Source organism: Halorientalis pallida (assembly GCF_004118325.1).
Classification (GTDB): domain Archaea; phylum Halobacteriota; class Halobacteria; order Halobacteriales; family Haloarculaceae; genus Halorientalis; species Halorientalis pallida.
This window is the reverse complement of record NZ_RDFA01000003.1, coordinates 188,982-201,550: the sequence shown is the minus strand read 5'-3', so window position 1 is coordinate 201,550 and position 12,569 is coordinate 188,982. Positions and strand designations below refer to the sequence as shown.

Genomic DNA, 12,569 nt, shown 5'->3' with positions numbered 1-12,569 from the left:
CGCGGCCGTTACTTGCCCTCGAATTCGGGTTCCTGATCGGTGACGAAGGCAGTGATACCTTCGCTCAGGTCTTGGGTGTCGAGCAGGTGGCCGAAGGCGCTGGCCTCCAGTTCGAGGCCGGCATCCAAGTTGTCCCACCCTTCCCGCATGGCGCGTTTGGTGTACTTCTGGGCGATGGGCGGGCCGCCGGCGACGTTCTCGGCGAATTCGAGGGCTCGCTCCTCGAACTCGTCGTCGTCGTAGACCGCGTGAACGAAGCCGAGTTCGTGCATCCGTTCGGCGGGGATCCGTTCGGCGGTGAAGACGACGTACTTGGCGGCGCTCTCGCCGACGAGTCGCTGGAGGCGCTGGGTCCCGCCCCATCCCGGCAGGAGGCCGAGATCGTGTTCGGGCAGGCCCATCTCCGAGGACTCGCTGGCGACCCGGAGGTCGGCACACATCGAGAGTTCGAGGCCGCCGCCGAGCGCGTACCCGTCGATGCCGGCGATGACGGGCAGGTCGCTCTCGCGGAACTCGCCGAACACGCGCTGGCCGTACCGGGAGTGTTCGACGCCCTCGCGGTTGGACATCGCGCCGTTGGCGGACACGTCCGCCCCCGCGGAGAAGGCCTTCTCCCCCTCGCCGGTAATGTAGATGGCCCGGACTGCCTCGTGGTCCTCGAGCACGTCGACGGCCTCGTCGAGTTCCTCCAGCATCTGCGCGCTGACGGTGTTCATGTCCTCGGGCCGGTCCAGCACGAGGTGGCCGACGTAGTTCCCGGGCGTCTCGATGCGAATCGTCTCGAAATCGGTGTCGATGTCAGTCATACTGATCCCCCGTGGACCGCGTGGCCCACTCTGTGGCTGTGGTGTGCCCACGACCGGCCTAACCCTTTAGCGTCGGATGTGTGGGAATTGAAGTTCAGTGGCTAAAGCCCCGGCAATCCTTTTCTCGCTGGCCCGACACCACTCGGAGGATGAACGCCATCGAGACGGACGGCCTGACCAAGCGCTACGGCGACGTGTCGGCGCTGGTCGACCTCTCACTGACCGTCCCCGACGGCGAACTGTTCGCCCTGCTGGGCCCGAACGGCTCGGGCAAGACCACCACCATCGAGATCCTGACCGGTCAGCTGGAACCCACCTCCGGCACGGCCTCCGTGCTGAGTCACGACCCGGCCTCCGATCCGCTCGCAGTCCGGCAGTCGGTCGGCATCCTCCCCGAGCGCGAGGATCCGCCGAGCTTTCTGACGCCGCGGGAGTACCTGGAGTTCGTCGGGAGTGTCCGGGACCTCGACGACGTGACCGCTCGCATCGACGAGTGGGCCGAGCGCTTCGAGTTCGCCGGCCTGCTCGACACGCTCTCGACGGACCTCTCGGAGGGGGAACGCCAGCGGGTCATGCTCGCGGCCGCGTTCGTCCACGAACCCGACCTCGTGTTCATCGACGAACCGCTGGTCAACCTCGACCCCCTGATGCAGGAACAGATCAAGGGCCACTTCCGGGAGTACGTCGAGCGCGGGAACACCGTCTTTCTCTCGACACACTTCATCGAGGTCGCCGAGGAACTCTGCACGCAGGTCGCCATCGTCAGCGACGGCCGCCTCGTTGCCGAGCGCGATCCACGGGAACTGGCCGACGGCGAACGTCTGCTCGACGTGTTCCGGGCGGAAGTCGGCGACGCCGAACCCGACACGCCGGCGGGCCGGGCCCAGCACTGACGATGTCGCTCACGACCGACCTCTTCCGGCGGATGCTTCGCGAGGAGTGGCGGCTCCACGAACACCTCTTCGGCGGTCGGCGGTTCGCCGCCTTCCCCGTCGTCGTGGCCCTCTTGTCCGCAGGCGGATTCGCGCTCCTCTCGTACACGGGCACGGACTTCGGCGCGGTCGTCGCCGGCCTGCACGGCCTGCTCTTTTTCTTCGGCTTGCAGGTCGGCACCATCGGACTCGTGGGCCGGGACGCCCTGCGTGACGCGCTGGGTGACGTGACGCTGCTCGTCTTCTCGGCCCGGACGCTCCCGGTGTCGTGGAATCGCCTGCTCGCCGTCTTCCTCTGGAAGGACCTGGTCTACTACACCGGCTTCTTCATCGCGCCCGTCGGACTCGCCGCGGTACCGACGGCGCTCGGAGCCGGAGTCGCTCCCGGCCGAATCGCCCTGCTGTGGCTGACGCTGATCGGCGCGTTCGCGCTCGGCGTGACGCTCTCGCTGACGCTGGCGGGCGCGGCGACCCGGAACCGCTGGCTAGTGGTCCTCCCGGTCGCGCTCGTGGTCGCGGCCGTGCTTTGGCCGGGTATCGACGCGCTGGTGTACACACCGTACGCGCTGTACCGGGACCCGTCCGCACTCGCGGCGGCCCGCGGGTTCGCTCCCGTCGCGGTGTTCGGCGTCCTCGGACCCGTCCTGTTCCGACCGGCCGACAGCGGCGCCTACCGGACGGCCAGCGAGCGGTTCACGACGCTCGAGTCCGCCCTCCGGGACGGCGACGGGTTGACGACGCGGGCCATTCTGGAGGTGAGCCGGTCCAGCGGTTCCGTCTGGAAGGTCCTGTTCTCGATGGGCGTCCTGTTCGCGGTGACGGCCCTGCTCTTGGGGCAGATCACGGCCGCCACGGGCCTCCAGCCATCGCCGGGTGTGGCCTTCGGCACCCTGCTCGGGCTGGGGTCGTTCACCACGTACAGCTGGGTGACGCAGTTCGACAGCGCCGACGAGTACCTGCGATATCCGGTGTCGATCGCGACCGTCTTCGCGGGGAAGCGGCGGGCGTATCTCCTGCTCTCGGTGCCGGCCGGCCTCGTCTATCTCGGGGTCGCGACGATCTGGTACGAGCCGGTGGCGCTCCTCTCGGGGCTGGTCGTCCTCCCGCTGCTGTCGGTGTACGTCTTCGGCGTGACGGCGTTCGTCGCCGGGCTCTCGCCGACGGAACTCCTGTTCGACACGCCGCGGTTCCTGGCCTTCGGCGCGGCGCTGTCGGTGGTCGCGATGCCGCTGCTGGTGGCTGCGCTGGTCGAACCCGCGTTCGGCCCGGGTGCGACTGTCGCCGCGGTCGCACTCGCGGCGGTCGCCGCCCTCGTCGGCATCCTCCTCCAGCGACGGGCCGGTCCGCGGTGGGAGCGCCGGCTTCGCGCGTAAAATCGCCCGTAGATATTTGACAGTGGGCCGATTCGTTGTGGATAGTACGTATGGCCAGTCCGTCCGTCGTCTCGCGCTGTGTGTGTCGTCCACTCACGGAGACCCCGAGCCATGACTGACGACATTCGCGTGCTGGTCGTCGACGACAGCGAGTTCTTCGCCGAGATGACCGCCGAGACCCTCGCCGAGGACCACGGGATGGAGTCCCACTGGGCCACCGGTGCCGAGGCGGCGACGGACGTCCTGGCCGACGCCGAGATCGACTGTATCGTCAGCGACTACGAGATGCCCGGGCCCGACGGCCTGGAACTCATGGAGATGGTCCGGGCCGAACACGGCGACGTCCCCTTCATCCTGCTGACCGGCCGCGGGACCGAGGAGATCGCCAGCGAGGCCATCTCCGCCGGCGTCGACGACTACATCCTCAAACTCGAAGTCGTCGAGGACCAGCAGTACCAGCAACTGGCCAACCGGATCACGAGCGCGGTCGATCAACAGCGGACCCAGCAACGATACGAACTGCTCGTCGACAACACCCCCGACGTGGTCGCACAGGTCGAACGCGACGGGGAGATCGTCGCGGCCAACCCCGCGATGGCCGACCTGGCTGGCGTCGACCGGGCGTCCCTGCGTGGGGCGTCGCTCACGGAGCAGTTCCCCGAGACGGGCGAGTCGTGGCTCACGGCCGGGCAGGCCGTGCTGGAGACCGGCGAGTCCCGGACCTTCGAGAGCGAACTCGACGGACGGCACTTCCACAACATCGTCGTCCCGGTCGACATCCGCACGGAACGGGATACCTTCCAGCTGATCGCCCGGGACGTGACCGAGCGGACCGAGCGCGCCCAGGAACTCAAGCGGAAAAACGAACGACTGGACCGCTTCGCGAGCATGGTCTCACACGACCTCCAAGGCCCGCTGGATATCGCGACGATGAACGCGAAACTGCTGGCCGAGGAGTTCGACGAGAATCCCGAGGAACTCGACGCGATCCAGCGGTCACACGACCGGATGGGGCGACTCATCGAGGACGTGCTGACGCTGGCCCGGCAGGGCGACACCGTGGACGACCCCGTGGCGACGACCATCGAGACGGCCGCCGAGAAAGTGTGGCCCTACGTCGACGCCGACGGCACGGAACTCGTCGTGGAGACGGACGCGGAAATCATGGCCGACGACGCGCGCCTGCAGGAACTCCTGAGCAACCTCTTTCGGAACGCGATCACGCACGGCGACGCCGATACGGTGCGGGTCGGCACACTCGCAGACGGTTCCGGCGACGAGGATGCTCTCGCCTTCTACGTCGCCGACGACGGGACGGGCATCCCCGAGGCGGACTACGACACGGTGTTCGAGACGGGCTTCTCGACGGCCGGTGACGGGACCGGGTTCGGCCTGGCGATCGTCGAACAGATCGCCGAGGCGCACGGGTGGACGGTCGACGTGGGCGAGAGCGTGGATGGCGGGGCACGATTCGACGTCACTGGTGTCGACCCGGCCTGACCGACGGCGCTGGCCTCGGGTTCGACGCTCGCGTCGGGACCGCGGTCGTTAAGCCCGTTCCTTCCATGGACGGGGATGATGACATATCGCGGCGTGGTGCTCGATCTCGACGGGACGGTCTACCGTGGTAACGAACTCCTGCCCGGCGCGGCCGAGACGGTCGACGCGATCCGGGCCCGCGACATCTCGCTGTGCTGTTGCTCGAACAACCCCACCAAGACCCGCGCCGAGTACGTCGATCGACTCGCCGGCATGGGCGTCGAGATCGACGAGGGCGAAGTCCTGTCGGCTGGCACCGTCACCACCGACTATCTCGTCGCCGAACACGGCGGCGACGACTGCTTTTTGATCGGGTCGCCGGGCCTGCGCGACCAGCTGGCCGACGCCGGTATCTCCCTGATCGACGAGCCGACCGCCGCCGACGTGGTCGTCGCCTCCTGGGACCGCGAGTTCGGCTACGACGACATGACCGACGGCCTCCGGGCGCTGGCGGACCCGACCACGGTGTTCGTCGGCTCGGACCCCGACCGGACGGTCCCCGCGTCGAACGGCCGCTCGGTTCCGGGATCGGGGGCGATCATCGGCGCGGTCGCGGCCGTGGCCGACCGCGACCCCGACCGCGTGATGGGCAAGCCCTCGCCGGAAGCCATCGACGCCGTCAGGGACGCCCTCGATATATCACCAGGTGAGTGCCTGCTCGTCGGCGACCGCCTCGACACCGACATCGCGATGGGCGAACGCGCCGGGATGACGACCGCCCTCGTCCTGACCGGGGCGGCCGACCACGACGACGTGGCCGACGCCGACGTGACGCCCGATCACGTGCTGGACGACATCGGCGACGTGCCGGCCCTGCTCGGCTGAGGCGAGTCGCCGGCCGTCGCCCCCGCCGGCTAGTTTTATGTCTGCGGCGTCCGTTAACACACCCCGTGTTCCAGCCGAACACGGACCCACTATGACTGGCAAGCAGATCCTCATGATCGTCGGCGACTTCGGGGAAGACTACGAGACGATGGTGCCATTTCAGGCGCTCCAGGCCGTCGGCTACGAGGTCGACGCGGTCTGTCCGGACAAGGAGGCGGGCGACACCTGCAAGACGGCGATCCACGACTTCCGGGGCGACCAGACCTACATGGAAGCCCGAGGGCACGACTTCGCGGTGACGGAGACGATGGCCGCCATCGACCCGGCCGACTACGACGCGCTGGTCGTCCCCGGCGGCCGCGCGCCGGAGTACCTGCGCACACACGAGTCGGTGATCGAGACGGTCCAGCACTTCTTCGAGGCTGGCAAGCCCGTCGCCTCGCTCTGTCACGGGCCACAGATCCTCGCGGCCGCGGACGTGCTGGACGGCTACGAGATGACGACCTATCCCGCCGTGCGGGCCGAGGCCGAGGCGGCGGGCTGTTCCTGGGTCGACGAGGTGACTCGCGACCGCAACCTCGTCACGGGCCAGGACTGGAGCGACCACGTCGAGTGGCTCTCGGAGTTCCTGGAGATGCTGGGCACCGACATCGAACACGGGGAGCCGGTCGCGCCGGCGGACGACTGACTGGTCACCGAACCATAAGGTTGTCGAGGGTGGCGCGGGAACGGGTCTGCGTGACACGCCGCCCTCCCCTCTCCAGACGCGCGCTTCTCTCCGGCATCGGTGCCCTCGGATTCGGAGCCGGGGCGCTGGTTGCCACTGGCGCCGACGGGTCCGACGGACCGGACTGGCCGATGTACCGACACGACCCCGCGGGGACCGCACACGCTCCGGATGCCACGGTGCCACGGGAGAAACCGGTCGAGCGGTGGCGCCACGAATTCGAAGAGATGGGCTTCAGCACGCCCGCACCGATCCTCTCCGACGGGCGCGTGTTCGTGGCCCGGAAATCACTCGTGGCGTTCGATGCCGAGACGGGCGACCGTCTGTTCCTGATCGAGTCCGAAACCGGTTCACGGGAGTTCCTGTCTACGCCGACAGTCGCGTCCGCCCGGGCCTACGTGGCGCCGAGCCTCGTCACCGCGTCGGAGTCTGGGCTCCGGGCGGTCGGGATCGACGGCGGTCCCGACCTGCCGGTGGGCAATGACGATGCGCTCTCACAGCGCTGGTCGACGGGGCAACAGCCGGACGAGCCGATCCTCGAATCGATGGGCTTTGGCGACGGCTGGCAGTCACCGCCCGTCGCCACGGCGGGGACCGTATTCACGGTCGACGACGGCGTCGCCGCGGTGGATACCAGTTCCGGCTCGGTCCAGTGGCGGACGCCGGTCGACACACTCGAAGCTCGACCTGCAGTCGCCGACGGACGGCTGTTCACTGTCACCTACGACGGAACCCTCACAGAATACGCGGTGGACGACGGTGCCGAGCAGTGGACCGCCTCGACGCCGGCGGTCCGGCACGAACTGCAACCGACCGTCGCGAACGGAGCGCTGTACGTGGCCCACGAGACGGGGGTGACGGCCTTCGAGGTAGACGGTGGAGACGAGCGCTGGACGAGCGGCCAGCCGGAGGGCGAATACGGTCGCTACGTCACACCACCGTCCGTGACCCCCGACGCCGTCTACGCCGCGGGGTCCGGACTGCTGGGTGACGAGTCAGACGGGCTAGTGGCTCTCGACGCCGAGACCGGTGAGCATCTGTGGGACGCTCCGCTCGGGGGGATCAGCGAGGCCAACGACGGGCCGGCCGTCGCCGGTGACGTCGTGGTACAACCCGACAACCACGACCTGCGTGCGTTCGACGCCGCGTCCGGCGAGGAGCTGTGGCGACTCGAACGCGAGGCACAGGTGTCTCAGCCCGCCATCGGCCGCGAGGGGTTCTACCTCGCGGACGGGTTCTCTCTCAGTGCCTTCGGGGGTGCCTGACCGTGCCGTACCGGACTCCCGGGATGGCAACACGGGACGCCAGCGACGGCGGTGGTGTCACGGCGGCGCTGAGCGACGGGATGCGCGTGTTCCTCAGCAGGCCGGCGCTGTTCGTCCCCTTTTTGATCGCCGGACTCGTGATCGTTGGCGTCGAGCAGGCGATGCTCGCCGACCCCGTTCCGGTCACGACGGTACAGTCAGTCACCGGAACCGGCGTCGATCTACAATTCCCGATCCTTCCGGTCGAACAGCGCCGCGTGACGACGCCACTTCCCGCCCTCTGGGGGCTCAAACTCCGCTGGCTCGCCCAGCGTGCGCTGTTCGCCGCCGTCACGACCGGGACCACCGCGCTGGCCGGCGCGGTCGCCGTCGTCGGGATGTACGAGGGCGGGCTCCGTCCGGGCCTGCGGGCACTCGACGGGGCGTCCGCCGCACGCGCGGTCGGCTACGTGGCCGGGTTCGGACTCGCGCTGTCTCCCGTCGTGGCGCTCGTCCTGGTGGCCCCCATTCTCGTCGTCCCGGCGTTCGTCCTGACTCTGTTCGTCGCCGTGCGCCTGTTCGTCGCGTTCCCGCTTGCCGTGCGTGGTGCGTCGATCGCGACCGCGGTCCGGACGAGCTGGCGACGCATGGGCGGCTACGGCATCTCGTTGACCCTCTTTCTCCTCCTGCTGGGCGTGTTCGGTCTGTCGCGGCAGTTCGGCTTCTTCGGCGGCGGGCTCGCGACGGTGCTGGTCGGCGTTCCGCAGGTCGGCACGATGGCCGTCCTCGCGTACTGGACCGAACCGAGCGACGAGGGTGAAGAGGGCACTGCCGACGCCGCGGACGCCTGACCCGCCGTCGACTCACGCCTCGACCATCGCCACGGGCCGGACCCACCCGGCGCTGGCCTCGGCGATCTTCACGGGGAAGGTGACGACCGGCACGTCGGTCCGGCGGGGCAGTTCGTCCAGGTTCGCCATCTTCTCGATCTGACAGTACTCGACCTCGCGGCCGGCGAAGTGGGCGGGCCACAGTTCACTCTCGTCGTCGGTCTCGACGTAGCGCCGGCCCATCTCGTCGAATGGCTTGTCGAAGCCGTAGGCGTCGGTGCCGATCACTTTCACCCCCTGCTCGACGAGGTGTTTCGTCGCCGCCGCACCCATGCCGGGGAACTCCGTGAGATACTCCGGTTCGCCCCAGAGGTCGTCGGCACCGGTCTCGATGAACACCAGTTCGCCGGCCGAGAGTTCGTGGTCGAGGGCGGCCAGCCGGTCGTCGATCTGCTCGGGTGTGATCTCTGCGCCCGCGTCGAGATCGGTGAAATCGAGGATCACGGCGTTGCCACAGCACCACTCCAGCGGAATCTCGTCGATGGTCTTCGCTGGTTCGCCGTCACACTCGGAGCCGTAGTGCCAGGGCGCGTCGAGGTGGGTGCCGGCGTGGGGGATCGCCGTGATCTCCTCCCACGCGAGGCCCTGTCCGTCGGGGAACTCCTCGCCCGCCACGTCGTGGCCCAGCGCCTGGAGGTTGCCGGCGAGTCGGGCAGCACCCTCCTCGTGGTCCATGTACCCGATCTGGGGCGGGAACGGTTCGCTCGCGACGCCCGGTTCGAGGCCGACGCTCAGGTCGATCAGTCGCTTGCTGGCGAAGTCCATGCGGTCCACGTCGGGCAGGGACGACAAGGAACTTTCCCGGCGTCAGGTTGCCCGTGTGCCGATCATCGGCGCGGCGACGGCACCACCACCGGTGACTGCGCCGCCGACGAACGCTACCGTCACCGGCGGATCGAGCGCGTAGAGGACCCCCGAGAGCCCACCGACGATCGCCAGCACGACGATCCCGGCGATCACTTCCCCGCGGCTCGTGGCGCGGATCGGGACGGTGTCGGCGACGCGACGACAGACGAGCCACGAGCCGACGGCTGCACCGGCGGCAGCCCCACTGATGGCCGAGCCGTCGACGAACATCGCGAGGACGCCGACGGCGACCGCGACGCCGAGGACGCGGCCGGGGTCGGTCCCGCCGTCGGCGAGCCAGTAGCACGCGCCGAGGACCGCCAGCCCGAGTCCGACGCCGGCGATCACGTCCACCAGGTAGTGGACGCCGAGGACGAGGCGCGAGGTCGCGACGATGGCGACGACGACCGCGGCGAGGCCGAACCGCACCCGGTCGCGCACTCCATCGATGACGAGCGCGACTCCGCCCCAGACCATCGTGGCTCCGAGTGCGTGTCCGCTCGGGAACCCGGAACTAGACGCGGTGGTGATGTTCTCGAACACCCCGGCCAGGATCGGCGGGAGCCAGCCCACTGCGGGGGCCTCGCCGGCACCGGGCGGTCGCGGAAGCCCGAACAGCGGTTTGAGCGTGCTGACCAGCACCACGTAGGTCACCACGAGCGCGAAGACGAACAGCCCCTGGCGGCGGTCGACCGCCAGGCGCGGGACCGTGCTCCCGGCGACGTAGACCCCGCCGCCGAGGACGAAGAGGAACCACACGTCACCCAGTTGCGTGAGCAGGGCGAACAGCGCGACGCCGACGGTCCCGGCCTGGCCGTGCAGGCGCTCCGTGACGCCGATTCCGCGTGCGAGTGCGAACACGATCACACTGCTCGTGGCACGACGACGCGCTCGCCGAGACGCGAGACGTGGTTATCCATCGGTGATCCGGTGGGGGTGATCGAGCGGCTTCACGAGCAGAGCCAGTAGCAGGTGACTCAAAAGGATGGCGGCTAGCAGACCGACGTTCCAGACGGGGTCGTTGTCCCAGATCAGGTCCACGATCACGGGTTCGGGGTAGACCGGTCAGAAGGGTTCGAGCGGCTGGGCGATGTCAGGCGAAGAGAGTACGTCGGCGAAGAGGTGACTGAGGCCCCCGATCAGGACCGCCAGGGCGACGAATCCGAACGACACCCGGGGCGTGACCGGTTCGCGCCACAGCCAGCGGTCGAGCGGCCGCCGTTGCGTGGCGACGACAGCGCCGACCGCGAGGCTCACGCGCCGGCGCCAGCAGAACCACGCCGGGGCCCCCCACAGCAACCCCATCGCCACGTGCCCCATCACGTCGACCATCTGTTCGGACTATGAGCTCACCCCGGAAACCGGACGGGCCTGCATTTGTAAGTGGCGGGTGGTCACCTTCCCGCGGGGGCACTCGCGATTACAGAATGACCTTCCCGAGTGCGCTCGCGGCGAGTTCGACCCCCAGTTCTGCGGTCTGGTTGTGCCGGTCGAGGATCGGGTTGACTTCGACGAGTTCCATGCTCGCCAGTCGGCCGGGGTCGGCGGCACGTTCGGAGATCAACTCCATGGCGGCGTGGGCCTCGCGGTAGGAGACGCCGCCGCGTTCGGGGGTCCCGACGCCGGGCGCTTCCGTCGGATCGAGCCAGTCCAGGTCCAGACTGACGTGGACGCCGTCTGTGCCGTCGGTGGCCACGTCCAGCGCTTCGGTGACGACCTCGGTGACGCCGCGGGCGTCGATGTCGGTCATCGTGTACGCGGTCACGTCACTGTTCCGGATGTTCGGGCGCTCGGCCGCGTCGACGCTCCGGAGTCCCACGAGGGCGACGTTCTCCTCGGCGACGTTCGGCGCGGGAGCCCAGTCGGTGTCGGCGAACGGCCCCTTCCCGAGGATGGCGGCGAGACCCATCCCGTGGACGTTGCCGCTGGGCGTCGTCGCGGGCGTGTTGAAGTCGCCGTGGGCGTCGAACCAGACGATGCCGGTCTCGGCGTCGCGGGAGACACCGCCGGCGGTCCCGATGGCGATTGAGTGGTCACCGCCCAGAACCAGCGGGAAGTCACCGTCCGCGACGGCGTCGGCGACCTCGTGGGCGAGGCGGGTGCAGACGGTCTCGGTCTCGGCCAGGAACTTCGCCGTTCCCGACGCCGGGGCCCCGGCGTCGGGATCGCTCCCCTCCGGCCGTGGGACGTGGACATCACCCCAGTCGGAACAGGCGACGCCCAGTCCCTCGATCGACTCGGCCAGCCCTGCGTAGCGGATGGCAGAGGGGCCCATGTCCACGCCACGTCGGTCGGCCCCGAGGTCCATCGGGACGCCGATGATCCGCACGTTCCGATCCATCACCTCCACCACTCTCGTGGATCGACAAAACTACTGGTACTGTGCACAGACCCGCTCGATGCCCTCCGCGAAGTCGATCCGGGGTTCCCAGCCCGTCGCGTCGTTGATCTTGGAGATGTCCGCACAGGTGTCGTGGACGTACACGTCCTCCGGGATCGGGTTCTCGACGTACTCGGGGTCGATGTCGGTCCCCAGTTCGTCGTTGAGCATCTCGACGACGGTGTTGAAGCTGAAGGCGTCCCCCGTCCCGAGGTTGTAGATGCCGGTCAACTCGTGGTCGGCGGTCGTCTCGATGCCGCGAACGATATCTTCGACGTGGGTGAAGTCGCGTGTCTGCTCGCCGTCGCCGTACAGCACCGGCGACTCACCCTTCGCCATGTCGTCGGCGAACTGCGCGATGACGTTGGCGTACTCCCCCTTGTGCTCCTCCGCGCCCCCGTAGCCCTGATAGACCGAGAAGAACCGCAGGCCTGCGACGTTCATGTCGTGGTAGTTGGCGAAGTACTCGCCGTAGCGTTCCCGGGCGAGTTTCGAGGCCTCGTAGCCGGTGTTCACACTCACGGGCATGTCCTCGGGCGAGGGCTCGGTTCGACTGCCGTAGATCGAGGAGGTCGTCGCGTAGACGACCGTCTCACATCCTTCCTGTCGGGCCTGTTCGACGGTGTTGACGAAGCCCTCGACGTTGACGCGAGCGCCCCGCTGTGGGTCGTCCTCGTGCATCTGGAGCGAGGAGAGCGCGGCCAGGTGGAACACCACGTCGACGTCGACGGGCAGGTCGTCCTCGAGGACGCTCGCGTCGACGAATTCGACGGTGTCGTCCAGGTTCTGGGGCGTTCCGAGGTAGCCGTCGTCGAGCGCGAGTACCTCGTTGTCGGCGGCCAGGTGGTTCGCGAGGTTCGAACCGATAAACCCCGCGCCCCCCGTGACGAGTACGCGTTTGTCTCGCATATTTCGACATCTTAGCCATGCATCAAATGTGTGTCGTTTCCCGAAGCATCTGACGCGGACTGCCGTCGGTGGGTCCGCTGTCTCTCGGTTTTCGGACA

Annotated in this window: 13 protein-coding genes and 1 pseudogene; 7 read left to right on the top strand and 7 right to left on the bottom strand. The window is 68.5% G+C overall.

Annotated features, from left to right (window positions below; genetic code table 11):
- Positions 1-8: 8 nt before the first annotated feature.
- A pseudogene (locus EAF64_RS09710) lies at positions 9-788 on the bottom strand (enoyl-CoA hydratase/isomerase family protein); the annotation flags it as partial.
- A 167-nt stretch (positions 789-955) separates the two neighbouring features.
- Between EAF64_RS09710 and EAF64_RS09705 the strand changes: the two are divergent.
- The 7 genes from EAF64_RS09705 (at position 956) to EAF64_RS09675 (ending at position 8,297) form a co-directional block, all read left to right on the top strand.
- Positions 956-1,699 (top strand): ABC transporter ATP-binding protein, encoded by a 744-nt coding sequence (locus EAF64_RS09705; protein WP_129068783.1) that lies wholly within the window; start codon positions 956-958, stop codon positions 1,697-1,699.
- A 2-nt stretch (positions 1,700-1,701) separates the two neighbouring features.
- Positions 1,702-3,111: a hypothetical protein gene (locus EAF64_RS09700; RefSeq protein ID WP_129068782.1), complete on the top strand. Its 1,410-nt coding sequence runs from the start codon at positions 1,702-1,704 to the stop codon at positions 3,109-3,111.
- A 111-nt stretch (positions 3,112-3,222) separates the two neighbouring features.
- Complete coding sequence (locus EAF64_RS09695) at positions 3,223-4,611, top strand: ATP-binding protein (RefSeq protein ID WP_129068781.1); 1,389 nt, start codon at positions 3,223-3,225, stop codon at positions 4,609-4,611.
- Positions 4,612-4,689: 78 nt separating this feature from the next.
- Positions 4,690-5,475: an HAD-IIA family hydrolase gene (locus EAF64_RS09690; protein WP_129068780.1), complete on the top strand. Its 786-nt coding sequence runs from the start codon at positions 4,690-4,692 to the stop codon at positions 5,473-5,475.
- A 91-nt stretch (positions 5,476-5,566) separates the two neighbouring features.
- On the top strand, positions 5,567-6,163 hold the full coding sequence (locus EAF64_RS09685; RefSeq protein WP_129068779.1) for a DJ-1/PfpI family protein: 597 nt from the start codon (positions 5,567-5,569) through the stop codon (positions 6,161-6,163).
- A 50-nt stretch (positions 6,164-6,213) separates the two neighbouring features.
- Positions 6,214-7,467: a PQQ-binding-like beta-propeller repeat protein gene (locus EAF64_RS09680; protein ID WP_129068778.1), complete on the top strand. Its 1,254-nt coding sequence runs from the start codon at positions 6,214-6,216 to the stop codon at positions 7,465-7,467.
- A gap of 23 nt (positions 7,468-7,490) precedes the next feature.
- The gene (locus EAF64_RS09675; RefSeq protein WP_129068777.1) at positions 7,491-8,297 is read left to right on the top strand and encodes a hypothetical protein; all 807 of its coding nucleotides are present in this window, start codon (positions 7,491-7,493) and stop codon (positions 8,295-8,297) included.
- Between the two features lie 12 nt (positions 8,298-8,309).
- On the opposite strand, the gene EAF64_RS09670 is transcribed toward EAF64_RS09675, so the two are convergent.
- The 6 genes from EAF64_RS09670 to EAF64_RS09650 all read right to left on the bottom strand — a co-directional run bounded on the left by EAF64_RS09670 (position 8,310) and on the right by EAF64_RS09650 (position 12,471).
- Complete coding sequence (locus EAF64_RS09670; RefSeq protein ID WP_129068776.1) at positions 8,310-9,101, bottom strand: cyclase family protein; 792 nt, start codon at positions 9,099-9,101, stop codon at positions 8,310-8,312.
- Positions 9,102-9,143: 42 nt separating this feature from the next.
- Positions 9,144-10,049: a phosphatase PAP2 family protein gene (locus EAF64_RS09665; RefSeq protein WP_227738933.1), complete on the bottom strand. Its 906-nt coding sequence runs from the start codon at positions 10,047-10,049 to the stop codon at positions 9,144-9,146.
- Between the two features lie 45 nt (positions 10,050-10,094).
- Positions 10,095-10,223, bottom strand: a complete 129-nt coding sequence (locus EAF64_RS21610; protein WP_267899430.1) for a hypothetical protein — start codon at positions 10,221-10,223, stop codon at positions 10,095-10,097.
- Positions 10,224-10,247: 24 nt separating this feature from the next.
- A complete protein-coding gene (locus tag EAF64_RS21375; protein ID WP_227738932.1) occupies positions 10,248-10,514 on the bottom strand; it encodes a hypothetical protein in 267 nt (88 codons plus the stop codon).
- Between the two features lie 88 nt (positions 10,515-10,602).
- Positions 10,603-11,523: an arginase gene (rocF, locus tag EAF64_RS09655; RefSeq protein ID WP_129068775.1), complete on the bottom strand. Its 921-nt coding sequence runs from the start codon at positions 11,521-11,523 to the stop codon at positions 10,603-10,605.
- A 30-nt stretch (positions 11,524-11,553) separates the two neighbouring features.
- Positions 11,554-12,471 (bottom strand): NAD-dependent epimerase/dehydratase family protein, encoded by a 918-nt coding sequence (locus EAF64_RS09650; protein ID WP_129068774.1) that lies wholly within the window; start codon positions 12,469-12,471, stop codon positions 11,554-11,556.
- Between the last annotated feature and the right edge of the window lie 98 nt (positions 12,472-12,569).